Source organism: Helicobacter pylori (assembly GCF_001653455.1).
Lineage (GTDB): Bacteria > Campylobacterota > Campylobacteria > Campylobacterales > Helicobacteraceae > Helicobacter > Helicobacter pylori_A.
On record NZ_CP011486.1, the window covers coordinates 1,246,334 to 1,269,365 of the forward strand.

Below are 23,032 nucleotides of genomic sequence, written 5' to 3' on the forward strand. Positions count from 1 at the left end.
ATAAGAATGCAAAAACCGCTTTAATCATATTTTAAGTTTTTGCACGTTTTAAGGTTGTTTATGCGGTGTTTGTTGCGGCTGTTTTTCTTGCGTGTGAGAAAAAAGATTTGGCGTGATAAATTCAAGGATTCTTTGGCTTTCTTTTTTAATGTCAATCAAATTCATATCGTTTGAACTATCAGGCGGAGTGATGCCTAAAAATCGTTCGTTAAAAGGCCGCCACCTGGCGATAGAAGCGGTGAGTTCGTTAGGATAAAACCCAATAGATTGGTTGTCAAATAAAGCGTTCACATGCAAAGGGCCTGAAGCGTTCCCGATATAGACGGATAAATTCGCGCACAATTTGGCTAAATCCACTAAACTATGGCTCGTATCATAAAGGTGGGCGAAAGGGACTTCTTTGAGAAGTTCTTCTGTGGCATTCCTTTCGCCTGGCCCGCAAATAAGAATAATCTCACAATTTAAATTTTTGTGTAAAAATTTAATCAATTCAATAAAATGTGAGGCAGGCAATACCGGTGAGCTGCCCCCGCTATGCATATGCACGCCAATCCATGATAAATCAAAGTGAGCGTTAAATTTTGAAGCGATGAGGGAGCGCTCTTTGGATTTATCTTTAAGCTTCCATGCGATTTTTTCAAGTTGAGCGTTAGGGAGATTGCGATCTTTACAAAACGCATGAATGAGATCCAAATTGTATTCGTATTCGGTTTTTAGGCATAAAGAGCGGTTTTGGCGCACGCTCTTTTTATAGAACCAAGAATAAATTTTGGTCTTAGGGGCTAGGATGTAAGGAATGGATTTCCTCAAACTAAAGGCAAATGTAGCGTTTTTAAAATTAGAAAATAAAAAGATAAGAGCGTCAATGGAACGGTTTTTGAGAGTGGTGGCTAAATGGTTGTCTTCTATGATGACTTCATCAATGAAAGGGAATTCTAAAGCGATTGGGGTGGTATAGTTAGGCACAACCACGCCCAAATACACTTCTTTTCCCTTTTCTAAAAAAGCACGCTTTAGGGCGATTAAAGCGGGAATCGCTAAAATAAAATCGCCTAACTTATCGTTACGGATCACAAAAACTTTTTGAGAGTTTTCTTTATCTTTACATTTTAAATCTTCAAACCCTACAAAATCCATGGTTTTGCCTAAGAGATCAATTTTTTTGTCATGTTAGCAAAAATTGTTCTTATGCGATGGATAAATTATTTTTTATTGCGCCATGCTTTTAAAGGTTCATCTTCCCATGTGCCATAGAGAGAATTGGGCAAAATGATCCACTCAGTGCCAAATTTTTGAGCGTTTTGCAAGACTTTAGTTCGTTGTTCTTTAGTGTTTTTAGCGTCTTTAGCAAAAATGGCGTCAAAATCATGCAAAGTATCGCCCACTTGCAAGATGATCTCATAATTTTTAGCGACTAATTCCCGCCTTACGGCTTTAGACTTGCCTTTTTCTTTGAGTAAAACGGATTCTTCGCTCACTTGGGGGAGTTTAAAGCTTTTGAGCGTTTTCAAGGTGAAGGCCTTGTTTTTTTGAGTGCGGTTAGAAATGTAAAAAATCTTAACGCCTTTAGAATTAGCGTATTCTAAAAAGTCTAACGCTCCAGGAATGAGTGAAAGAGAGCCTTCTTTTTCAAATTTATCCCAAGTTTCTGGGGTGTATTTAATGCAATTTTTGATCAAATACCCCGCATAATCAGAAGTGTTTAAAACGGTTTCATCTAAATCCAAAATGATGGCTGGCTTTTTGTCTTTAACGAGCTTAAGGTTATTGTCTAGTGCCATTTTTGCCATTTTGTAAGCTTGCAATTGCAAAGCCCTAATTTCAGCACTTTGCTGGTGATACTTAGCGCTTATTGTTAGGGGCGAAACGCATTCTTTGGCATTTGACACACTCATCAAACTCAATCCTAATAAAACTAATGCAAGGGTCTTTTTTATCATAGTAGCACCTAAATAGAGATTTTTGTAATTATATCTTAAAATAGGCGATTGAGATTATTTTTCTAATTATTAACCGAATTGTTGTATAGTTGGCGTTTTTAATTTGAAATGAAGCGAGGAAATAATGAAAAAAGCGTTAGCGTTCACCCTTTTTGGTGTTAGTTTGATGTTTGCAAAACCTTATATGATTGATAAGGCAAACTCTAGTGTGTGGTTTGAAGTCAAGCACTTCACATTCAATGAAACAAGAGGCGCGTTTGATAATTTTGATGGCAAAATTGATCTAGAGCCTAGTACTAAAACACTCAGTGTTTTTGAAGGTAATATTGATGTTAAAAGCGTCAATACTAGGGACAAAAAAAGAGATAACCACTTGAAGACAGCGGATTTTTTTGATGCCATGAAATACCCCAAAGGGAGCTTTAAAATGACCAAATATGAAGATGGTAAAATCTATGGGGATTTGACTCTTCGTGGCGTAACCAAGCCTGTCGTATTGGAAGCTAAAATCCAAGCCCCTTTACAAAACCCCATGAATAAAAAAGAATTCATGGTGTTGCAAGCTGAAGGCAAAATCAACCGCAAGGATTTTGGTATCGGTAAGACATATAGTGATTCCGTCGTTGGGGATGAAGTAAAGATTGAAATCAAACTAGAAGCTTACGCTCAATAATCGTTTTGCAAGAGATAGATATTTTCTTCTCTTGCGTTTTTCTAACGGCACAAAAACTTTTATTTAACTTTGATACGCCATATCCCAAAACAGGTATTCGTATTCGCTTGTAGTGGTAAAAATATCCTTTAATTTTTCAATTTCTTGTTTGGAAGAAGCGAGAGTGAGGGAATCGAGCAAATTGATATTCCAAGTTACACACGCTTGAAATTCTTTGGAGCTATAGCCCTTAATCCAATGCCCATAAAAGGCATGTTCTAAAGCGTTTGGGATTTGGCTCAAATTTTGCGCGATCACTAAATAGCTCCAAGCGCAAGCCAAAACAGCCACGGTAACTTCTTTGACAGATCCTTTAAACCCTTCAGCGAGCATGTAGCTTGTATAGGATTGGTTAGCTAGAGTGGGGCGCGCGGTTTTTAATTCTTTTGGAGTGATTTGAAGTTCTTTAATGTAATGGTTATGGATACTCATTTCATTATTCAAAATATCTTGTATAGCGTTAGAAAACTCCCTCATCGCTATTTCATCAGAAGCTTTAATGACGCCTAGAGCAAACACCTTAGCGTATTCTAAAAGAAACAAATAATCTTGAATGATATAAAAACGAAATTTATCTTTTTCTAAAGTCCCATGCCCTATGCCTTGAACAAACGGATGGGAGATGCAATCCCCCCAAATAGATTGCGCGCTTTTATACAAATATTGCGAAACTTGCATTTTTACACTCCTAAATTCAATTTCATGCACATTTTAACACGAAAGCTCATAACATGGTATAAAAATTTGTTTTGAAAAGATTTGCAAGAAAGCCCTATATTTAAAACGATATTCAAAAATTGAACGCTATATTAAAATATCTGTAATTTTGAGTAGCGATTAATGGTATTGCAAGGCTTATATTATCCTTGCATTGTTTGAGACTGGCTATTGTTTGTGGTAGTAAAAAGGTTGGTTTCATCTCGCTCTGTAGGTTGTGATTTTTAGAAGTTTTATTATGGGAACTTGTAGTATGGCACTTACAAGATAGGAGTCAATCTCAGATGCATGGTTTCAAACCTATTACAGAGCGAGATGGAATCAACCTTATTGTTTGTGATTGGTTTAATCTCTGTATTAAGCCATATCGGCTGAAATCTAAAGTAGTTTAGCAAAATAGAAAAATGTTTAATATATTCAAAATAGGCGTTCAATTTTTAAGCGGTTGGTGTAAAAACGCTATCAAAGGCTTTGATGCTTGAAACTTGGCATTCCAAAGTGCTTAAAAAATGCTAAAAACCAATCATTTACCTTAATCCTGTAATTTGTATAGAAATAAAACACTTATTGAGCTTCTTGTGATATTTGGCTGATTTGTAACAACGCTTTTAATAGGGTTGTGGTATAAATATTCTTATCAAGGTGTGTTAAACATGCCTTGAATCTCAATTTATGAAAGGATTTGTTATGAGTGGATTAAGAACATTCAGTTGTGTAGTGGTTTTATGCGGTGCAATGGCTAATGTAGCTATAGCTAGTCCTAAAATAGAGGCAAGGGGTGAATTAGGCAGATTTGTAGGGGGAATTTTTGGGGGTGCAATGGGTGGTGTAATGGGCGGAGCAATTGGGGCTCCTGGAGGTCCAGTGGGTAGTGCCATAGGTAGAAGTTTTGGTCATGAAATAGGGAGAGAATTTGGTCGTGAAATAGGCGATAGGGTAGAAGATTATATCCGTGGCGTTGATAGAGAGCCGCAAGCTCCAAGAGAACCCACCTATGATCGTCATTTCGTGTATGATAGGTAGTTTTGGGGGAGAAAGGAGAGAGCATGAATATCAAAAAGCGTTTGAGCGACTGGGAATATCAATGGGCAGTGGCTATAGTCTATGCGGGATGTATATCCACATTGCGTTATAGCCAAGGCGCTGTCGATCCACTTTTTAACCCTAAAGACAGCTATTACGCGTGGCTAACAATCTTAATAGCGGCTCTATTGTCTAACCTTTTGTTTGACCCTCGAGGTAGGGATTGTTATAAATCCTTACAAGTAGGATACCCCAAGTTTTTGAAAGCCATTTTTAAGGCTAGGTTTTTTGGCGCGTTTTATAACGCTGTGTTAGGATCAAGACTAAGGGATTTTTATGTGATGCTTTTAACGATGCCCTTTATTGCCGCTATCCATGAAATTTCGGCGTATTGTGGGCATCCTAGCAATCTCCTTATAGAGGGTTTGGTTATGCTTGGCTTTGTGTGTGTTTTTGGGATTTGTTCTAGGCTTTGCGCTAAATTAGGGTGGTGATTTAACTCAAATAGCATTAAATGGAGGGGAATATAAAAACTTTAAAGTGCATTCTCACTGATTTGTGTTACAATAAGGAGCATTTAAGGGGTGCTTTTTAAAACGCTCAAGTTTTTAAAAGGCTGAGATCAAACCCGTAGAACTTGTCAAGGTAATTCTTGCGTAAGGAATAACATGTTAATATCCGCTCCATTATCCAAACGATTTTATCTCACACTCGCTCTCGCTTGCGTGTTTTTAACCATCACTAACATCCTTGTCAAAGGCTCGTTTATCAACCTACTAGCAGGGCTTAGCGGGGTTTTGTATGCGTTTTTTGCTGGGGAGAGGCAAATTATTTGCTTTGTGTTTGGCTTTATTTATAATTTGAGTTACGCTTATGTCGCTTACCAATGGAGATTAAACGCTGATGTGATTTTATGCCTTTTTTTGTATATGCCGGTAACGATTTATGGGCTGTTTGCATGGAAAAAAACAGAGCAGCAAAGCGGCGCTATCAAGGCTCAAAAGCTTTCTAAAAAGTGGCGTTTGATACTCATTTTAGGCGTAGGGGTTTTAACTTATGTGAGCGCTTTGTTTTTTAAAGAAATCAAAACGAATTTTTTATGGGCAGAGAGTTTTAATTTCGTCATCTTTATTATTGCTTTTATTTTACAGGTTTTGCGCTACACGGAGAGTTATATTCTGGTAACTTTAGGCAATATCGTGTCTATTGTCGTGTGGTTTTGTATTTTTCAAATCTCCACAGAGAGTTTGGTGCAACTCTTCACAACAATTCTATACCTTTTTATTGGCTTGTATTATTTTAACCGCTGGAACCAGTCATGCAAGCAGTGATTTTAGCCAATGGGGAATTTCCTAAATCCAAAAGATGCTTAGATCTTTTAAAAAACGCCCCCTTTTTAATCGCATGCGATGGGGCTGTTGCATCTTTGCATGCATTCCATTTCAAACCCAGCGTGGTTATAGGCGACTTGGATAGCATTGATTCGCATTTGAAAGCCTTGTATCGCCCCATATGCGTGAGCGAGCAAAACAGCAACGATTTATCCAAAGCCTTTTTTTACGCTTTAAATAAAGGCTATGATGATTTTATTTTTTTAGGGCTGAATGGCAAGCGAGAAGACCACGCTTTAGCGAACACTTTTTTATTGTTTGAGTATTTTAAGTTTTGCCAAAAACTCCAAGCTATAAGCGATTATGGTTGTTTTAGGGTTCTAGAAACCCCTTTTATTTTGCCGAGTTTTAAAGGGGAGCAAATCTCGCTTTTTAGCCTGGATTTTGAAGCCCAATTCACTTCTAAAAACCTCAAATACCCCTTAAAAGACTTGCGTTTAAAAACGCTCTTTTCGGGATCGCTCAATGAAGCCACCGATCATTTTTTTAGCCTTAGCTCTATTCCTAAGTCTGTGGTGCTGGTGTATCAAAAGTTTTTGTGAGTGGGTTTTGTTGGAGCAAAAAGATTGATTCAGTCTTGCTTTGTGCGGTCTTGTTAGGGGTAAAAAATCTTATTGAACCTTGTATGGCTAAACAAGATAGGAGGTTTCAACTATAATACTTTTAACAAAACCACCACAAAGCCACCAAACCAACCCACTACCCACATCGGCTAAAATCCAAAGCAGTTTGCTAGGCTGTTTTTGTCTTGTTTCAACCACCTCGCCCTTATCGTTTATCTCTGTCTGTATGTAGTTTTTAGCGTTGTCTCTTATCTGTTCTAGTTGTAGCATGGTCTTTATTTTTAACATGTCTATTTGGTGTTTTTGTATGTTGCCGAGTATCTTTATTTTATCTTGGACTTCGCATTCATCATAGATTTTTTTATACTCTCGTATTACATTTACTTCATCTGTAGTCAAATCTTTCATGCTCATACTATGATTATATAACAAAAATAAAAGAATAAAGCAAAATAATCCCTAGTCAATAGGGGCTTTTTGTTTCTACTTTGTTTTAATCTTTGCTTTCACAGTAGCAACTTCTTTTTTTAGTTTTTCTATGGTTTCTTTTTGTTCCATAAGCATCTTTGCTAATTTTTTTATAATATCATCGTGCGTATTCAATAGCGCTGTTATTTCTTTTTGGTGGTAATCAAACCTAACCATTGCTTTCAGTATTTCTTTTAGATTTTTTGGGTCATCGGTGTTAACTACCATGTTGTCAATTTTACTTTCTGTATCGCTTATATAGTCTGCTTTAGCAAACCCTAGTAAGCCACTCACTGCTAACGCTAACATTACCGCTTTAATTTTCATTGTTGCTCCTTAAAAAATGTTAATGATATTCTTATTTTGCTCTGTTATTTTGGCTGTATAAAAATAATACTTATTGCCAATTCTAGCTTCTAACTCTACTAACCCCATGTCTCTTAATAAAAAATAAAACTCCTACTTTAAATTTAAAACAGAGACGCTCATTCCTGTTTTCAAAGTCCTAATAAACACGATGTTATTAGTGTTACTGCAAATTTTACCATTTTGCACGTCTGTTTTTTCACATTTTGTAGGATTTAGATCCAATAATTTCATGCCATCAGCGTTCAAGACCCCAGAATCGCTCGCTTTTAATTTAGCGGCATAAATTTTATTAGGGAACACGCTTGAACTTCTGGTGTCTGCTTGGGTGGTGCTAGCATTAACCATTTTCATAGCTTTACCAGACATTTTTAACCCCATGCCAACCATCTGACCTGCAGCGCTACCTGAAGCCATCTCAGTAGCCTTACCTGCCGCTTCAACCCCTCTTGATAAAAGGTTTTTAGTCACAGCCGCACTAACCGCTCTCGCCGTGATGCTAGGGAGCTTGTGGTTGAATTCGGCTTTGATGACTTCATTAAAGTTACTCAAAACTTCTAAATCTTTACCATTAAGGCTATATTTTTGCTTGAAATCAGTCCCCTTGCCTCCATCTTTTAAATAAGGCATCGCAAAATACAAGTCCTTATCAGCCACTTCTTCTAATAGAGGCTGTTCGCCATCTTCAACGATCACCCAAGTGGTTTTTGCATTCCTTGCTTTATTCACGCCTGCTAAATCTTCGCCCACGACTTTAGCATGACTTATCGCAAAGGCTTCTTTCAAATACCCTTCAGCCTTACCTTTGTCATTGTTTAAAAGATAGAATATCCCTGAAACATAATTCACTAAAGGGTTAGAAAAATTCTCATAGCCTTGCATCAATTCCAAGCTTTTGTATTTGTCTGTTAAACTATTAAGAGAGCCTAAAAATTGAGCAGAAACTTCCTTTTTGCCTTTAGACTTAGCTTTAGCTTCTTCTTGTTTTTTGATATTTTCTTGCTCTTTTGCGATCTCTTTAGCAAAATAGTCTTTGGCTCTTCTTTGGCGTTCAGCCGTTTGATTAAAGAACACCCTAGCCTTATCCATGTCATTTAAAAACGCGTAATCTAGCGCTAAATAGTAGTTGGCCAACACCCATTCATACACATTCCCCTTATAAGGGATATTCTTTTCATTGCCTAGCGTAGAAGCCAATACCTTGCCACCCGCAGTCGCCCCCTCTTTGAATTTATTATCAAAGCTCGTATTCACATCTGTCAAACTGGTGATAGATTGCTTGTAGTCATTCATTGTAAATGCATTCACCCCATTTTGCAATTTCCACAAAAGGGTATCATGCTGGTGCTTGTCAGCCTCGATCAAATTTTGTGAAATTTCAGAAGCGCTCTTAAAATCTTTATTATAGTAAGCTTGCTCAAACTTGTTAAAACCATCTTCAATTTTTTTAACTTTTACCTTAGACGACCCAGAAGATCCGCTATGACTAGGATTATTCGCACACCCTACAATAAGCATTAACGCGCACACACTCACACTACAACCTTTTAGCCAATTCATGCTAAAAACTCCTTGAAATTAAAATTTGAGCTTGATCATATAACAACAAAATTAAAACGCATCTTAATCATTTGAAAATTATAAAAAAAAAAAAACGATTTTTTGAAATAAATAAAGATAAAAGCTATTTAAACATGAGTTGCAAAAATTCATAAAAATGGTGGTAAAGATTGTCAGTTAGGATGTTTTAATTGCAAGCAGTGATCGGATTGTTGTTTTAATTTTGATGGTTGGCGGTTTAGCCAATTTTTAAAGCGGTATAAAAGGCGATAACCACCAACCAAGATAAAACTCAGTCAATGGGTTCATCGCATTTCACACAAATTCAATGGTGGCTAGAGTGGAAGCGTCCCCTCTTCTAAAGGTGGTGCGCTGGATCCTAGTGTATCCACCATTCCTTTGCGCGTATTTGGGTGCGATTTCAGTAACAAGCTTATGGGTGGCTTCTTTGTTTTGCAAATACGCAAAAACATGGCGGTGCGCGTTAAAATCGCCCACACGAGCCGCTGTCGTTAATTTCTCAATGTAGCTGCGCAATTCCTTAGCTTTATAAATCCCTGTTTCAATTTTGTTATGCTCAATCAAAGCGATCGCTAAATTCTTTAATAATGCCTTCCTGTGCGAGCTGGTTCTCCCAAGCTTGCGGTATCCGTGTTTGTGTCTCATCAGTCATTACCTCCTTTATCTTCTAATTTTTCTAATCTTTTTTTCAAACTCTCTCTTTGTTCAGGGCTTAATTCTGTGCCTACAGGATAGCCCAAATCATTCAATTTTTCAGCGATTTCATCATAGGATTTTTTACCCATGTTTTTCACGCCCTTAAGCTCTTCTTCGCTCATTAAAACGAGTTCGCCCACATACTTGATGCCGATTTTATCCAAGCAATTAAAGCATCTGGCGCTCAAATTCATGCTTTCAATCTTAGCGCTCAAATCTTTAGCGTCATCTCTTTGGGCGTAATCGCCTGAATATTCCGTGTTAGCAATGGGTTTTTCACCAAAAACGCCTAGTTGTTTGCTCATCACTTTCACCGCTGATAAAAACGCTTTGTAAGGGTCAATTTGCCCGTCTGTTTCAATATCAAAAATGATTTTTTCATAGTTAGGATCGCCCTCAACCAAAACATTTTCAATCTCATAAACGACATTCTTAATCGGCGTGAAAGAGCCATCTAGCGGCATGTAGCCCTCAGGCATCAACTCTCTTGTGATTTCGCTTGGGACATACCCCATTCCTTTATAAATGATGAGCGAAAAATTCAATTGAGCGTCTTCGTTGATCGTGGCTAGGGGCATTTCAGGATTGACGATTTCTATATGCTCAGAATTTAAATCCCTAGCCCTAAGCTCCATAGGCCCTTTAAAAGAATAATCCACCACAACCGATTGGTTTTCTAAAGAGCTATCCTGCCCCACTAGCGCCTTGGCTATAAAACGGATATTCTTTAAATTCATGATAAAAAGCGACACGTCTTCAGTAACGCCTCTTAATGAATCAAACTCATGATGAACGCCTTCAATTTTTAAACCTATAGGAGCATACCCCACCGAGCTTAAAAGCAAGAGCCTTCTAATAGGATGAGCGAGCGTAACAGCGTAACCAAACTCAAATGGAGCCAGAGAAATCTTAACCCGATTACCCTCTTTCTCTAGCACCTTGATTTCTGATGGGATCAAAGGTGCTGTTTTGATAACTTTCATGCTCTAACCCCTTACTTAGAATACAATTCTACAATGAGTCTTTCTTCAATAGGGACAACCACTTCTTCTCTTTCAGGGTAGCGGGTGAAGATGCCGTATTTTTTATCTTTTTCCACATCAATCCATGGCACAATCCCTGTTTGAGCCGTCAATTCCATCGCGCGCACCACTTGCGGGTTGCTCTTAGTTTTTTCTTTGATCTCAATTTTTTGCCCTGAACGCACGAAATAAGAGGGAATATCCAAACGCTTACCATCTACAAGCACATGCCCATGCGTTACTAATTGCCTAGCAGAACTTCTAGTGGTCGCAAACCCCATGCGATAAACGACATTATCCAATCTCCTTTCAATCAAGCGGATAAGGTTTTCACCCGTATTGCCATCCAAACGATTGGCCTCCACAAAAATACTCCTGAATTGCTTTTCAGAAATGCCATACATCATTTTGGCTTTTTGCTTTTCTTTCAATTGCAACCCGTAATCAGAAGTCTTAGCACGCCTTTGCCCATGCTGACCTGGCCCATAAGCCCTTTTATCTAGCGCGCTCTTACCGCTCAATCGCCTTTCACCCTTTAAAGCTAGAGAAACCCCAAAACGCCTTTCTAGTCTTTCTACTGCACCTCTATACCTTGCCATAAAGCCTCCTTACACTCTTCTTCTTTTAGGGGGTCTGCAACCATTATGAGGGAGCGGAGTGATGTCTTTAATCCAAAGCACTTTAACGCCCTCAGTCGCACCCACGCTTTTAATAGCGGTCTCACGCCCACTACCTGGCCCTTGAACCTTAATGCCCACTTCTTTAACGCCATGCTCTTTAGCCTTGCTTAAAGCGCTTTCTACGGCTTGTTGGGCTGCATAAGGGGTGGATTTTTTAGAGCCTTTAAACCCTAAACCGCCCGCCGTGCTCCAGCAAATCACATTGCCCATTTCATCAGTGATAGTGATGTTGGTGTTATTGAAAGTCGCTGAAATATAAACAACCCCCCTAGCAATATTCTTTTTGACTACTTTCTTTTTAGTCGCTGCATTTCTCTTAGCCATTAAATCATCATCTCCTTATTTGCTACTTGCTACCCACGGTTTTTTTCTTACCCTTACGAGTCCTAGCGTTATTTTTAGTGGTTTGGCCTCTTACAGGAAGACCCTTACGATGCCTGATCCCACGATAATTCCCTAAGTCCATTAAGGATTTAATATCCATTTGAACTTTTTTACGCAAATCGCCCTCTACTAAGTAGCTTTGCTGGATTTTTTTAGCGATACTAGACACTTCATCTTCGCTCAATTCATGCACACGCTTGTCAAAAGAAATGCCCACCGCTTCTAAAATCTCTCTAGAACTCTTAAGCCCAATCCCATAAATATAGGTAAGGGCATACTCTACTCTCTTCTTTTTTGGTAAATCTACACCAGCAATCCTTGCCATGCTTTATCCTTGTCTTTGTTTGTGTTTAGGGGTAGCACAGATCACTCTAATAACGCCCCTTCTTTTAATAATCTTGCACTTATCGCACATCTTTTTCACTGATGGCCTGACTTTCATGATTTTTCTCCTTTGAAAAAATTAGGCACTACTAAAAACTTTTATACTAACATATTTTTATTGAAATAACCCTTAAATTCATTTGTATCTAAAAGTTATCCGACCCTTGTCTAAGCTATAGGGCGTAAGCTCTAGCTTAACCCTATCGCCTAAAGCAATCCTAATGTAGTGCATGCGCATCTTTCCAGAAATGCGGCACAACACCACATGCTTATTGTCTAACTCCACCTTAAAGGTAGCGTTAGGCAACGCCTCAATCACTTTCCCATCCACTTCTATAACATCATCTCTTGCCATTAACGCTCCGTAAGAATCACTGCTTTATTGCCAACTATGGCGATAGTATGCTCATGGTGGCTTGTGTTAAGCCCATCCACTGAAACCACGCTCCACTTATCCGCTAGTATTTTAGGTTCGCCTTGTTTTTGACACACCATAGGCTCTAAACAAAATACCATGCCCTCTTTGATTTTAGGACCGCTATTAGCTTTGACGCCTTTTTCTAGGTAGTTGGGGATCTCTGGTTCTTCATGGGGTTTTTTACCAATGCCATGCCCGCAAAATCCCTTCAAAGGCACAAAGCCCCTTTCTGTAATAGCACTCTCTAAAATCTGGCTCAATTCTTTAAAATGCATGCCCACTTTAATTGAATCAATAGCATGCATCAAACTCTCTTTAGAGCAAGCGAGCAATTTTTCATCTTGCGGGCTTATCGCACCTATAGGGAGCGTGAGGGCCGAATCGCCATAATAGCCATCCGCCTCCACCCCCAAATCCAAGCCTATAATATCCCCCTCTTGCAAAACATAATCCGTAGGAATGCCATGAATGACCACTTCATTTAAGGACATGCACACAGAATTAGGGAAACCATAAAGCCCCTTAAAAGCAGGCCTAGCCCCAAGAGATTGGATAAAGTCTTCAGCCATTTTATCCAGCTCCAAAAGTGAAATGCCAGGTCTTACTTCTCGCTCCAAAAGAGCTAACGCTTGAGCCGTCATTTCCCCAGCTTTTCTTAACGCTTTGATTTCTTTCGGGCTTTTGATAGAGATCGCCATTAAAAGCCCACCGCGCTTAAAGTCTTATACTTGCTCATATAAATCTGCGCTTCAATCTTTTTCATGGTATCAATAGCGACTTGAACCACAATCAGCACCGCCGTGCCTCCAAAATAAAAAGGCACGCCCATAGCCTTAACCAAAATCCAAGGCACGGTAGAAATGAGCGCTAAATACAACGAACCCCACAAAGTGAGCTTGCTCGCTACAGAATTTAAAAACGATGAAGTCCCCTCTCCAGGCCTAAGCCCTGGAATATACCCGCCATTACGCCTCAAATTGTCTGCAATATCCTTAGAATTGAACACAATAGAAGAATAAAAATAGGCAAAGAAGATGATGAGCAAGAACATCAAAATATTATACGCATACCCTTGCGGGCTTAAAAAATCCGCAATCGCTTGCAAGGTTTTGTTGCTTGTGGCTTGCTGCAAGATCGTGGAAGGGAATACGAGCAAGGCTGAAGCGAAAATAGGCGGAATCACCCCGCTCAAATTCAACTTAATGGGAATGTAATTCATGATGCGCTTGTTTTGGTTTTGCATCACCACTTTACGCGCATAAGAAATAGGGATCCTGCGCTCGGCCAATTCCACATAAATAATCGCAAAAATAGTCGCCAAAACAATCAAAACAATACCAATGAGCATTAAAATATTAATCACGCCCGTATTGACTAAATTGAATGTGCCTGAAATAGCCGATGGGATCCCTGAAACAATCCCAGCAAAAATAATAAGGCTAATCCCATTCCCCACGCCCCTTTGCGTGATTTGCTCCCCTATCCACATGAGCAGCATCGTTCCTGTAAGCATAGAAAACGCCGAAACGATCATAAAGACTTGCATATCAATCATGATCGCCCCATTCGCTCCACCGCTAATGCTCCTTAACCCTACTGAAACGCTCACCGCTTGGATCAGGGTGATTAAAATAGTCAAATAGCGTACGATTTGCATGTATTTTTGCATGCCGTCTCGCTCTTTTTTCATTTTAGCCAGGTTAGGGAAAGTCGCACTCAAAAGCTCCATGATAATAGAAGAAGTGATATAGGGCATGATACCCAAAGAAATGATGCTCAAGCGAGAAACCGCATTCCCACTAAACATGTTAAACAGACCCAAAGCGTTGTTGGAATTGCTGTCAAAAAAAGCCTTGATCGCTGCTAAATCCACGCCAGGAATGGGGATATAAGCTAATACTCTGTAGAGAAATAAAAAACCCAAAGTGATGAGTATCTTACTAGCAATGGCTTTATTCATAATAACTTATTCCTCTCCAATCAAGCTGATAAAACAAAGGCATTATTTCTGCCCGCTTGTTTTAATTCTCTCATCTTTAATTTTAGAAGCCAAAGTTTTAGCGTCTTTACCGATCAATTTCACGCCTTCAATATAAAGGGGGAAATGGTGCAAAGAACGCAAGCTTGAAAAAGTGATTTCTTCTAAATGCTTGATCGCTTCATTTTTATCCACATTGATAGAATAGATATGAGAATCTTTAGTCCTAAAACCTATTTTAGGCAAACGGCGTTGCAAGGGTTGTTGCCCTCCTTCAAAGCCTCTTTTAGCCTTATAACCTGTCCTTGCGGTTTGGCCTTTACCGCCTCTAGTGGCCGTCTTTCCCATGCCGCTGCCTTGACCACGACCCACTCGCTTGATTTTTTTAACGCTACCTTTAGCGGGTTTTAAATTTTCTAATCCCATTGTAATATCCTTTTCAACTACGCTTTGATTTTAGCTAAAGCGTCAAAAGTCGCGCGCACCACATTATAAGGGTTATTAGAGCCTAAAGATTTGGTTAAAATATCCTTAATGCCTGCCAATTCCACGATAGGGCGTGTTGAACCCCCAGCAATCACTCCTGTCCCCTCACTTGCCGGTTTCAATAAAATGCGACTCGCATTGTATTTATGCTCAATATCATGAGCGATAGTCGTGCCTTTAATCGTTACATGAATCAAATTTTTAAACGCATCATCTACCGCTTTTTTGATCGCATCAGGGACTTCTTTAGCCTTGCCTAAACCAAAGCCTACAAGCCCATTTTTATTGCCCACAACCACTAAAGCGTTAAAGCGGAAGCGCCTACCACCCTTAACCACTTTGGTTACACGACCAATATTCACAACGACTTCTTGAAACTCTTCTCTGTTAATCTCTTCCATACCTTTCCTTTCTGTCATAGAGCGATCCCGTTCTCTCTCAAGCTTTCAGCAAACGCTGCCACCACGCCATGATAGAGGTAACCATTCCTGTCATAAACCACCCGCTCAATCCCTGCTTTTTTCAATTCTTCAGCAAAGAGAGCGCCTAATTTTTTAGCGTCTTCTTGCGTGTTTTTAAAGCCCATTTTCCTGCCATCAATATGCGTTATGGTGTTTTGTTTCACATCATCAATCGCTTGCGCATAGAAATAGCGGTTGGAACGAAAAACGCTCACCCTAGGCCTTAATGCATCGCCTAAGAGCTTGCTTTTAATCCTTAATTTCCTGCGATCTCTTAAGGCTTTCTTTTTGTATAATGCTTTTGCGTTCATCAATCCACCTTATTTATTTTTTAGCCGTTTTACCAGCTTTTCTGATAATGACTTCATCGCTGTATTTCACACCCTTGCCTTTGTATGGCTCTGGGGGTCTGAAGCTTCTAATCTCAGCGGCGACTTGCCCTACTTTTTGCTTATCGCTCCCCTTGATAGTGATCGTATTTTTTTCCACCACCATTTCAATCCCTGCTGGAATGGGGTATTTCACCGGATGGCTAAAGCCCAAACTCAAATCCAAAGTCTTATTGCCTAAAGCCACTTTATAGCCCACGCCATTGACTTCTAAAGTCTTACTAAAACCGGTGCTTAACCCCACCACAATATTATTGGCTAACGCCCCATAAGTCCCCCAATAAGCCCTAGACTGCGCATCTTCGCCCACAGGTTGGAAGCTCAATTGGTTGTTTTCAAGCGTGATTTTCACTCGGTTGTGAGTTTCTAACTCATGCTTTTCTTTATTGTTTTTAAAAAGAAGCTTGCTCCCTTCAACGCTCGCTTGCACAGAGTTTGGAATTTCAATGATTCTTTTCCCGATTCTTGACATTTCTAATCCTTTACCAAATGCTGCAAAGCACTTCGCCACCGACATTTTGTCTGTAAGCTTCTTCGTTAGTGATCACCCCTTTAGAAGTGCTTACCACAATCACGCCATAGCCATTTTTAAAGCGCTTCAACTCGTTTTTTTGCTTATACACACGACGACCGGGCTTGCTTAAGCGCTTCACTTCGCTGATTTTTGAATGCCCTTTTTCGTCATAAGCCAATTGCACATAAACCGATTGTTTTTTGTCTTTATCTTTGATATTGAAATCTTTAATGAAACCTTTTTCCTTAAAAATCTCCAAGATAGAAACCACAATCTTTGCATAATAGAGCTGCGTGAATTCCAAGCGACGCATGGAAGCGTTTCTCAAACGAGTTAATGAATCTGCGATTATATCATTTACCATATCTTATCCTTACCAACTAGCTTTTCTTAAGCCTGGGATGAGTCCCTCACTGCCCATTTTTCTAAGGCATACCCTACAAAGTCCAAAATCCCTATAAACCGAATGAGGTCTCCCGCAAATGCGGCATCTGGTATAAGCCCTTACTTGGAATTTTGGTTTCCTTTGAGCCTTTGCTATCATTGATTTTTTAGCCATATTAACCCCTTATCTCACTTTTGCAAAAGGCAATCCAAGCAATTCTAATAACTTGAACGCTTCTTTATCGTTATTTGTAGAAGTTACCATCGTGATGTTCATGCCATGACTGACCATAATATCATCATAAACCACTTCTGGGAAAATCAACTGCTCATTGATACCAAAGGTGTAATTCCCACGCCCGTCAAACCCGTTTCGTGAAATCCCTCTAAAGTCCTTCACTCTGGGTAATGAAATCACAATCAACTTTTCCAAGAAATTATACATGCGTTTATTTCTTAAAGTAACTTTCGCTCCCACTGCCATGCCTTCTCTGATCTTAAAGCCTGCAACGGATTTTTTCGCTTTAGTGATAACGGCTTTTTGCCCTGCGATCAAAGAAATCGTTTGCGCGATATTTTGCATGATTTTCATGTCTTTTGCATGAGCCCCAGCGCCCACGCTGATAACGATTTTTTCTAGCTTGGGTAAAAGCATGGGGTTTTTGATGTCTAATTCTTGAGCGAGTTTCGCTTTCACTTCATTTTGATAAAATTGTTTCAAACCAAACACTACCTAACTCCTTAAGCTTTTTTCACATTAGAAATGTGCATGGGCTTTTCTTTATGGATAAAGCCCCCTTTAGGGTTATCATCAGTGGGTTTAATCGCTTTTTTCACCACTTTGCACCCTTCAACAACCACTTGAGAAGTCTTAGGCAACACCGCTAAAACCTTAGCGACTTTACCCTTATCATCTCCTGCAATGACTTTCACCATGTCATTTTTCTTGATTTCGCTTTTCATTATACAACCTCCGGCGCTAGAGAAATGATTTTCATAAAATTAGCGTAACGGACTTCCCGGCTCACTGGCCCAAAAATCCTTGTGCCAACAGGGTCTTTTTTAGCGTCCAAAATCACCGCTGCATTGTCATCAAAACGCACCAAAGAACCATTTTTTCTTTGAATTTCTTTCTTCGTTCGCACCACAACGGCTTTCACCACCTGGCCTCGTTTCACCTTGCCATTAGGGATAGCCTTTTTCACAGAAGCCACGATCACGCTACCCACGCTCGCGTAGCGTTTATGGCTGCCTCCTAACACCTTAATGCACATGATTTCTTTAGCGCCACTATTATCAGCGACATTCAATCTTGTAAAACTCTGTATCATGCTTATACTCCCACTACTAAAATTTCTTTAAGCGTGAAAGACTTGGTTTTAGAAAGTGGCTTGCACTCAATCGCGCTCACAAAATCCCCTACTTTCACTTGATTGTCTTGGTCATGGATAGTGTATTTTTTAAACTTTTTAACAATCTTTCGGTATTTTTCATGCACCACTTTTCTTTCCACAAGAATCACAGCACTTTTTTCAGCAAACTTGCTGATCACCTTGCCTTGCACCACCCTTTTATGCGGCTCTTTCGTATTCATTGCTTACCCTTTTTTTATTCAACGCTAGAAGAATGATGCGCGTTAATGGCCGTGTTAATGCGAGCGATATTTCTTCTGGCTTTCTTAATCTCGTTAGGATTACTCAATTGCATGGCTTTTAATTTAACGCGCAACTCAAAAAGCTCCGCCTTTTTAGCATGCAACAACTCTTCTAATTCCTTGATACTTTTATCTTTCAATTCAGTATATTTCATTTTCGCTCTCACAAGTTACAATTTTGGTTTTAAAAGGAAGTTTGCTTTGAGCTAGCGCTAAAGCCTCTCTTGCTAATCCTTCTTCAATGCCCAACATTTCATAAACGATCCTGCCAGGCTTGATATTCATCACCCATTTTTCCACAGAGCCTTTACCTTTACCCATCCTGGTTTCTAAAGGTTTAGCGGTTAAAGGCTTATCCGGAAACACTCTAATCCACACCTTACCCGCTCTTTTAATATGCCTTGTCATAGCCACCCTTGCGGATTCAATCTGGCGTGAATCAATCCTCCCATGCTCTATGGCTTTAATCGCAATATCCCCAAACGCAATGGAATTACCACGATGGGCTTTCCCACGATTGCGCCCTTTCATTTGCTTTCTGTATTTTGTTCTTTTTGGCATTAACATAATTATTGCCTCCCTCTTCTGCTTCTTCTAGGCTCTCTTTCTTCTTTAGCCTCTTCTTTCTTTTCAAATTGGATACCTTTTTGCAAAACTTCCCCTTTGAAAATCCACACTTTCACGCCAATAATACCATAGACCGTCATCGCTTCAGCAAAGCCATAATCAATCTTAGCCCTTAAAGTGTGTAAAGGCACGCGCCCTTCCATATACCATTCAGTGCGGGCGATTTCAGCCCCTGCTAAACGGCCAGAAACGCGCACCTTAACCCCTTTAGCACCAGATTTTAACGCCGCTTGCATGACCTTTTTCATCGCGCGGCGGAAAGCGACCCTTTTTTCTAGTTGGGTGGCTACATTTTCTGCGGCTAATTGCGCGTCAGCTTGGGGGCGTTTGACTTCTTTAATATTAATAGAAACTTCTTTTTTGATGAGCGTTTTTAGACCTTCTTTGACTTTTTCAATATCCACGCCTTTCTTACCAATGATAAGCCCTGGGCGAGCCGCTACAACCGTAACGCGCAGTTTTTTAGCCGCTCTTTCAATCACGATTTCGCTCACGCCTGCATAATAAAGCTCTTTTTTAAGAAACTTTCTGATCTTATTATCTTCATCAATATTGCTTGGAGCGGTGCGAGCGCTAGGGAACCATCTAGAAGTCCAATTCCTATTAATACCTAATCTTAAACCTACCGGATTAACTTTTTGTCCCATGCCCTACTTACCCTCTGCTTGATTTTTTTTATGGCTTTTAGAAGATTTCATTTCTTTCCCTTCTGCTACTTCTACGAATACATGAGATGTTGGTTTTCTAATGGCTGTGGCTCTACCTTTAGCCCTTGGAATGGAGCGCCTAAGCACAGGGCCAGCATCCACTCTGCAAGAAACAATCAGAGCGCTTTTAGCGTCTAAAGAGCCATTAGCGACTGCAGAAGCGACGACCTTTGAAAGCACTCTAGCGGCTTTATTGGGCGTAAATTCCAAACTAGCGATCGCTAATTCAGCGTTCATGCCTTGAATTTGTCTTGCAATCAATCTGGCTTTAGTAGGAGATAACCGCACAAATTTTAATAACGCTTTGCTCATTCTGCCTCCTTACTTACCAATCTTTTTTTGGACACTGCCTTTGTGCCCTTTAAAAGTTCTTGTAGGAGCGAATTCCCCCAACTTATAACCCACATGGTTTTCTGTGATATACACAGGGATAAAAACCCTCCCATTATGCACATTATAAGTAAAACCAATCATTTCAGGCAAAATGGTGCTTCTTCTAGACCATGTTTTAATGGGGCGGTTATCCTTACCCTCTTTTGCCTTGAGCGTTTTCTTCATCAAGTGGTCGTCTATAAAAGGACCCTTTTTAATTGACCTAGACATTCTTTAACCCTTTATTTGTGTTTCTTTCTGGAAATGATGAGCTTATCGCTAGCTTTTTTCTTTCTAGTTTTATAGCCCTTAGCTGGAGTACCCCAAGGCGATACAGGATGACCGCTTGTCCCTGTTTTACCCTCACCCCCACCATGCGGGTGATCCACTGGGTTCATCGCGCTTCCACGAGTTTGTGGGCGAATCCCTCTGTGGCGGTTACGCCCTGCCTTACCGATAGAGACATTGATAAAATCCTCATTCCCTACCACGCCAATGCTCGCCATGCATTCGCTTAAAATGTAGCGCATTTCAGAGCTTGGCATTCTAAGGATAGTGTATTTATTTTCCCTACCCATGATTTGAGCACTCATTCCTGCACTTCTGGCTAATTGCCCGCCAGCCCCCGGATGCATTTCAATGTTATGCACCACCGTTCCTATGGGGATATTTTTCAACTTCATCGCAAAGCCCGCTTTAATATCCAACCCGCCTTCAGCAGCGATAACGCTATCCCCTACTTTCAAACCGCTTGGCTGTAAGATGTAGCGTTTATCCCCATCAGGATAGACAATAAGAGCGATGCGCGCATTTCTGTAAGGATCATACTCAATCGCAGCCACTTTCCCTTCAATATTGTATTTATTGCGTTTGAAATCAATAATACGATAGAGTTTTTTAGCCCCTCTTTCTTTGTGGCGGCTGGTGATGCGCCCATTATTGTTCCTCCCTGCTGTCGCTTTAAGCTTAGTGAGTAAGCCTTTGACACTGCTTTTTGCGGTAATGTCTTTAGAATCCAACACCGACATGAAGCGTCTGCTTGGGGTGTAGGGCTTATAAGTTTTAATCGCCATAACGCTTTCTCCTTTCTACGCGCCAAGGGCGGCAATGCTAGCGCCCTCTGGAACTTTCACATAAAATTTCTTAAACGACTTTCTTTGTCCAAGCTTCCCTCTAAAGCGTTTCACCTTACCCTCTTGTTTCAAAGAATTGATTTTCAAAGGCTCAAAGCCAAAGTAAGTTTTAAACACTTCTTTAAGTTGGTTTTTGGTTACATGTTGAGCCGTTTGGACCACTAAAACGCCTTTTTCTTGCAATCCCAATGACTTTTCAGTGTAAAGAATTGACTTTATATCCATGATGTCTGCCATTTTTTACTCCTCTGTCTTATCTTGCACCACATGCTGAAACGCTGCTTCTTCCATCACTACAGAGCTAAACGCCGCTAAAAGATAAGCGTTCAATTCGCTCGCATCAATAACAAGGCATTTTTTAAGGTTGCTAAAGGCTAACTCAGTGTATTCATCCATGTTCATGCACACAAACAAAGTGTCTCGTTGCTCTAAAGCCTGGAACATTTGGTTGGCTTCTTTAGTCAAATGCTTCCTTTTATTGTCTTCAACCACGCCTTGTATAGCGATTTTTTCCACCACAAAAAGCTTATTCGCTTGCGCTTTTTCTTCTAAAGCGTATTCTAAAGCCAAGCGTTTTTGTTTTTTATTGATTTTAAGGTTGTAGTTACGGTTGTTCGTAGCCCCATGAGAAACACCCCCACCGACAAACACAGGCGAAGTGATGCTCCCTGCTCTGGCTCTTCCGCCCCCTTTTTGCGCCCAAGGCTTCCTACCGCCCCCACTCACTTCAGCGCGGTTTTTACTCTTAGCGGTATTAGCGCGCACAGAAGATAAATAGTGCTTCACATAAAGATAGAGGTTATGGCTGTTAATGCCCTCATATCTTTTGGGTAACTCCACGCTACCCTTTTCTTTCAAATGGCTGTCTAAAACGATGGCCTTACTCATATCAAACCCTTTATATTATATTCAATGATGGTTTTATAACGCCCTAATGCGCCCATAAGCCCCAGAAAAACCGGCTACTGAACCCTTTAGCACTAACACCATACTTTCTTTATCAAAAGAGAGCACCTCGTTTTGACAAGTAACTAGCTCATTGCCATAATGCCCTGCCATTTTCCTACCTTTTTGCACCCTTCCTGGCCATTCTCTGTTACCAATAGAACCAGGACGGCGGTGGAATCGGCTCCCATGAGCTGCAGGCCCGCCTTGGAAATTCCAACGCTTCATCACCCCCGCAAAGCCTCTTCCCTTAGTTTTAAAGCTCGCTTTAACCCTTTTAAGCGTTTCTAAAGCGCTCAAATCCAAATCGCCAAGCTCTTTTTGTTGGGAAGCTTTTAAAGTAGCGAAATGGTTAAACTCTTTGCTGAGTTGGTATTTCTTTTGCTGGCCTTCAATCGCCTTATTGTGTTTTTTATGCATCGCATAGGCCACTAAAGCTTTCCCATTTTCTAGCTGGCACACTTTCGCTTGCAAGACTTTAAGCAAGGTTACAGGCGTGCTGTTAGCATCAATGGTGCGGCTCATGCCTATCTTTTGAACTAAAAATTCCATATCTAACCCTTAATTTATTTATCTGCGTTAGGACTACTTCGTTTCCATAGAAGTTACTTCTACATCCACTTCAGGAGCTAAATCTAACTTCATCAAGCTATCCACAGTTTCTGGGGTGGCCGAAATAATATCAATCAATCGGCTATAAACCCTAATTTCAAACTGCTCTCTTGAATCCTTATTGACATGCGGGGAGCGTAAAACGGTGTAACGCTTATTCTTAGTCGGTAAAGGGATAGGCCCTCTAATTTCAGAACCCGAACGCTTCACGGCTTCCACGATAGCCACAACGGAGCGATCCAACACTCTATGGTCATAAGCTTTGAGCTTCAACCTGATTTTTTCCATAAACTCTCCTAAAAGAACTCGTTTCATTCATTGCTAAAACAGAATAAAACAATAAAATAAAAACTGAAATACTACTCAAAATGCACCCTTTAGTCAATAGATTTTACCCTTTTTAGGCGCTTTTTAGGGATTTTTAC

Annotated in this window: 40 protein-coding genes; 5 read left to right on the forward strand and 35 right to left on the reverse strand. The window is 40.1% G+C overall.

Going from position 1 to position 23,032, the window contains the following annotated elements:
* Positions 1-48: 48 nt before the first annotated feature.
* Positions 49-1,137: a glycosyltransferase family 9 protein gene (locus tag AA977_RS05890; RefSeq protein ID WP_064434935.1), complete on the reverse strand. Its 1,089-nt coding sequence runs from the start codon at positions 1,135-1,137 to the stop codon at positions 49-51.
* A 65-nt stretch (positions 1,138-1,202) separates the two neighbouring features.
* A complete protein-coding gene (locus AA977_RS05895; protein WP_064434936.1) occupies positions 1,203-1,940 on the reverse strand; it encodes a 5'-nucleotidase, lipoprotein e(P4) family in 738 nt (245 codons plus the stop codon).
* A 124-nt stretch (positions 1,941-2,064) separates the two neighbouring features.
* On the opposite strand from AA977_RS05895, the gene AA977_RS05900 reads away from it, so the two are divergent.
* Positions 2,065-2,613 (forward strand): YceI family protein, encoded by a 549-nt coding sequence (locus AA977_RS05900; protein ID WP_064434937.1) that lies wholly within the window; start codon positions 2,065-2,067, stop codon positions 2,611-2,613.
* Positions 2,614-2,676: 63 nt separating this feature from the next.
* Here AA977_RS05900 and tenA read toward each other — a convergent pair whose 3' ends face one another.
* Positions 2,677-3,330, reverse strand: a complete 654-nt coding sequence (gene tenA / locus AA977_RS05905; RefSeq protein WP_064434938.1) for a thiaminase II — start codon at positions 3,328-3,330, stop codon at positions 2,677-2,679.
* Between the two features lie 711 nt (positions 3,331-4,041).
* On the opposite strand from tenA, the gene AA977_RS05910 reads away from it, so the two are divergent.
* From AA977_RS05910 to AA977_RS05925, 4 genes are all read left to right on the forward strand, one after another.
* Positions 4,042-4,392, forward strand: coding sequence for a pantothenate kinase (locus AA977_RS05910; protein ID WP_080013582.1), 351 nt, complete (start codon positions 4,042-4,044; stop codon positions 4,390-4,392).
* 23 nt (positions 4,393-4,415) lie between these two features.
* Positions 4,416-4,886, forward strand: coding sequence for a hypothetical protein (locus AA977_RS05915; protein WP_064434939.1), 471 nt, complete (start codon positions 4,416-4,418; stop codon positions 4,884-4,886).
* A 174-nt stretch (positions 4,887-5,060) separates the two neighbouring features.
* Positions 5,061-5,723 carry a nicotinamide riboside transporter PnuC gene (gene pnuC, locus AA977_RS05920; protein WP_064434940.1) on the forward strand — a complete coding sequence of 221 codons (663 nt, stop codon included), beginning with the start codon at positions 5,061-5,063 and terminating at the stop codon, positions 5,721-5,723.
* Positions 5,711-6,325, forward strand: a complete 615-nt coding sequence (locus tag AA977_RS05925) for a thiamine diphosphokinase (protein ID WP_064434941.1) — start codon at positions 5,711-5,713, stop codon at positions 6,323-6,325. The genes pnuC and AA977_RS05925 overlap by 13 nt, the downstream gene beginning before the upstream one ends.
* Before the next feature lie 87 nt (positions 6,326-6,412).
* Here AA977_RS05925 and AA977_RS05930 read toward each other — a convergent pair whose 3' ends face one another.
* From AA977_RS05930 to rpsJ, 32 genes are all read right to left on the reverse strand, one after another.
* Entirely contained in the window at positions 6,413-6,745 is a 333-nt protein-coding gene (locus tag AA977_RS05930; protein ID WP_172795996.1) for a hypothetical protein, read from the reverse strand.
* Positions 6,746-6,829: 84 nt separating this feature from the next.
* Positions 6,830-7,141, reverse strand: a complete 312-nt coding sequence (locus AA977_RS05935) for a hypothetical protein (protein WP_064434943.1) — start codon at positions 7,139-7,141, stop codon at positions 6,830-6,832.
* Positions 7,142-7,273: 132 nt separating this feature from the next.
* On the reverse strand, positions 7,274-8,740 hold the full coding sequence (locus tag AA977_RS05940) for a COG3014 family protein (protein ID WP_064434944.1): 1,467 nt from the start codon (positions 8,738-8,740) through the stop codon (positions 7,274-7,276).
* 315 nt (positions 8,741-9,055) lie between these two features.
* A complete protein-coding gene (gene rplQ / locus AA977_RS05945) occupies positions 9,056-9,406 on the reverse strand; it encodes a 50S ribosomal protein L17 (RefSeq protein ID WP_001216119.1) in 351 nt (116 codons plus the stop codon).
* Positions 9,406-10,440: a DNA-directed RNA polymerase subunit alpha gene (locus AA977_RS05950; protein ID WP_064434945.1), complete on the reverse strand. Its 1,035-nt coding sequence runs from the start codon at positions 10,438-10,440 to the stop codon at positions 9,406-9,408. Before AA977_RS05950 ends, rplQ begins: the two co-directional genes overlap by 1 nt.
* A gap of 11 nt (positions 10,441-10,451) precedes the next feature.
* Positions 10,452-11,078, reverse strand: coding sequence for a 30S ribosomal protein S4 (gene rpsD / locus AA977_RS05955; protein WP_000135247.1), 627 nt, complete (start codon positions 11,076-11,078; stop codon positions 10,452-10,454).
* A 9-nt stretch (positions 11,079-11,087) separates the two neighbouring features.
* Positions 11,088-11,483, reverse strand: a complete 396-nt coding sequence (rpsK, locus tag AA977_RS05960; protein WP_020972900.1) for a 30S ribosomal protein S11 — start codon at positions 11,481-11,483, stop codon at positions 11,088-11,090.
* 22 nt (positions 11,484-11,505) lie between these two features.
* Positions 11,506-11,868 carry a 30S ribosomal protein S13 gene (rpsM, locus tag AA977_RS05965; protein WP_000090809.1) on the reverse strand — a complete coding sequence of 121 codons (363 nt, stop codon included), beginning with the start codon at positions 11,866-11,868 and terminating at the stop codon, positions 11,506-11,508.
* A gap of 3 nt (positions 11,869-11,871) precedes the next feature.
* Positions 11,872-11,985: a 50S ribosomal protein L36 gene (rpmJ, locus tag AA977_RS05970; RefSeq protein WP_000868339.1), complete on the reverse strand. Its 114-nt coding sequence runs from the start codon at positions 11,983-11,985 to the stop codon at positions 11,872-11,874.
* 78 nt (positions 11,986-12,063) lie between these two features.
* Entirely contained in the window at positions 12,064-12,282 is a 219-nt protein-coding gene (gene infA, locus AA977_RS05975) for a translation initiation factor IF-1 (RefSeq protein ID WP_000090248.1), read from the reverse strand.
* Positions 12,282-13,043, reverse strand: a complete 762-nt coding sequence (gene map / locus AA977_RS05980) for a type I methionyl aminopeptidase (protein WP_064434946.1) — start codon at positions 13,041-13,043, stop codon at positions 12,282-12,284. The genes infA and map overlap by 1 nt, the downstream gene beginning before the upstream one ends.
* Positions 13,043-14,305, reverse strand: a complete 1,263-nt coding sequence (gene secY / locus AA977_RS05985; RefSeq protein ID WP_001030183.1) for a preprotein translocase subunit SecY — start codon at positions 14,303-14,305, stop codon at positions 13,043-13,045. The genes map and secY overlap by 1 nt, the downstream gene beginning before the upstream one ends.
* A 42-nt stretch (positions 14,306-14,347) precedes the next feature.
* Positions 14,348-14,749: a 50S ribosomal protein L15 gene (rplO, locus tag AA977_RS05990; protein WP_020972903.1), complete on the reverse strand. Its 402-nt coding sequence runs from the start codon at positions 14,747-14,749 to the stop codon at positions 14,348-14,350.
* Positions 14,750-14,766: 17 nt separating this feature from the next.
* On the reverse strand, positions 14,767-15,210 hold the full coding sequence (gene rpsE / locus AA977_RS05995; protein WP_001860543.1) for a 30S ribosomal protein S5: 444 nt from the start codon (positions 15,208-15,210) through the stop codon (positions 14,767-14,769).
* A 14-nt stretch (positions 15,211-15,224) separates the two neighbouring features.
* The gene (gene rplR, locus AA977_RS06000) at positions 15,225-15,581 is read right to left on the reverse strand and encodes a 50S ribosomal protein L18 (RefSeq protein WP_000991851.1); all 357 of its coding nucleotides are present in this window, start codon (positions 15,579-15,581) and stop codon (positions 15,225-15,227) included.
* A gap of 13 nt (positions 15,582-15,594) precedes the next feature.
* Positions 15,595-16,131, reverse strand: a complete 537-nt coding sequence (rplF, locus tag AA977_RS06005) for a 50S ribosomal protein L6 (protein ID WP_064434947.1) — start codon at positions 16,129-16,131, stop codon at positions 15,595-15,597.
* A gap of 10 nt (positions 16,132-16,141) precedes the next feature.
* Positions 16,142-16,537: a 30S ribosomal protein S8 gene (gene rpsH, locus AA977_RS06010; protein ID WP_000245802.1), complete on the reverse strand. Its 396-nt coding sequence runs from the start codon at positions 16,535-16,537 to the stop codon at positions 16,142-16,144.
* Positions 16,538-16,546: 9 nt separating this feature from the next.
* A complete protein-coding gene (locus AA977_RS06015; RefSeq protein WP_001085694.1) occupies positions 16,547-16,732 on the reverse strand; it encodes a type Z 30S ribosomal protein S14 in 186 nt (61 codons plus the stop codon).
* A 9-nt stretch (positions 16,733-16,741) separates the two neighbouring features.
* Positions 16,742-17,287: a 50S ribosomal protein L5 gene (gene rplE / locus AA977_RS06020; RefSeq protein ID WP_021435478.1), complete on the reverse strand. Its 546-nt coding sequence runs from the start codon at positions 17,285-17,287 to the stop codon at positions 16,742-16,744.
* A gap of 11 nt (positions 17,288-17,298) precedes the next feature.
* Positions 17,299-17,520, reverse strand: a complete 222-nt coding sequence (gene rplX, locus AA977_RS06025; protein ID WP_000834238.1) for a 50S ribosomal protein L24 — start codon at positions 17,518-17,520, stop codon at positions 17,299-17,301.
* The gene (rplN, locus tag AA977_RS06030) at positions 17,520-17,888 is read right to left on the reverse strand and encodes a 50S ribosomal protein L14 (RefSeq protein WP_000616110.1); all 369 of its coding nucleotides are present in this window, start codon (positions 17,886-17,888) and stop codon (positions 17,520-17,522) included. The genes rplX and rplN overlap by 1 nt, the downstream gene beginning before the upstream one ends.
* A 2-nt stretch (positions 17,889-17,890) precedes the next feature.
* On the reverse strand, positions 17,891-18,151 hold the full coding sequence (gene rpsQ, locus AA977_RS06035) for a 30S ribosomal protein S17 (protein ID WP_033602315.1): 261 nt from the start codon (positions 18,149-18,151) through the stop codon (positions 17,891-17,893).
* Between the two features lie 14 nt (positions 18,152-18,165).
* A complete protein-coding gene (rpmC, locus tag AA977_RS06040) occupies positions 18,166-18,366 on the reverse strand; it encodes a 50S ribosomal protein L29 (RefSeq protein WP_064434948.1) in 201 nt (66 codons plus the stop codon).
* Positions 18,353-18,778, reverse strand: a complete 426-nt coding sequence (gene rplP / locus AA977_RS06045; protein ID WP_000928961.1) for a 50S ribosomal protein L16 — start codon at positions 18,776-18,778, stop codon at positions 18,353-18,355. Before rplP ends, rpmC begins: the two co-directional genes overlap by 14 nt.
* Before the next feature lie 2 nt (positions 18,779-18,780).
* Complete coding sequence (rpsC, locus tag AA977_RS06050) at positions 18,781-19,485, reverse strand: 30S ribosomal protein S3 (RefSeq protein ID WP_020972911.1); 705 nt, start codon at positions 19,483-19,485, stop codon at positions 18,781-18,783.
* Positions 19,486-19,488: 3 nt separating this feature from the next.
* Positions 19,489-19,857, reverse strand: a complete 369-nt coding sequence (rplV, locus tag AA977_RS06055) for a 50S ribosomal protein L22 (RefSeq protein ID WP_000030349.1) — start codon at positions 19,855-19,857, stop codon at positions 19,489-19,491.
* 9 nt (positions 19,858-19,866) lie between these two features.
* Complete coding sequence (gene rpsS / locus AA977_RS06060) at positions 19,867-20,148, reverse strand: 30S ribosomal protein S19 (protein ID WP_000091384.1); 282 nt, start codon at positions 20,146-20,148, stop codon at positions 19,867-19,869.
* Between the two features lie 11 nt (positions 20,149-20,159).
* Positions 20,160-20,990 (reverse strand): 50S ribosomal protein L2, encoded by an 831-nt coding sequence (gene rplB, locus AA977_RS06065; protein ID WP_020972912.1) that lies wholly within the window; start codon positions 20,988-20,990, stop codon positions 20,160-20,162.
* Positions 20,991-21,005: 15 nt separating this feature from the next.
* Positions 21,006-21,287, reverse strand: coding sequence for a 50S ribosomal protein L23 (locus AA977_RS06070; RefSeq protein ID WP_000763611.1), 282 nt, complete (start codon positions 21,285-21,287; stop codon positions 21,006-21,008).
* A 3-nt stretch (positions 21,288-21,290) separates the two neighbouring features.
* The gene (gene rplD, locus AA977_RS06075) at positions 21,291-21,938 is read right to left on the reverse strand and encodes a 50S ribosomal protein L4 (RefSeq protein WP_064434949.1); all 648 of its coding nucleotides are present in this window, start codon (positions 21,936-21,938) and stop codon (positions 21,291-21,293) included.
* 33 nt (positions 21,939-21,971) lie between these two features.
* On the reverse strand, positions 21,972-22,547 hold the full coding sequence (gene rplC, locus AA977_RS06080; protein WP_000395312.1) for a 50S ribosomal protein L3: 576 nt from the start codon (positions 22,545-22,547) through the stop codon (positions 21,972-21,974).
* A gap of 33 nt (positions 22,548-22,580) precedes the next feature.
* Complete coding sequence (gene rpsJ / locus AA977_RS06085) at positions 22,581-22,895, reverse strand: 30S ribosomal protein S10 (RefSeq protein ID WP_000411561.1); 315 nt, start codon at positions 22,893-22,895, stop codon at positions 22,581-22,583.
* Between the last annotated feature and the right edge of the window lie 137 nt (positions 22,896-23,032).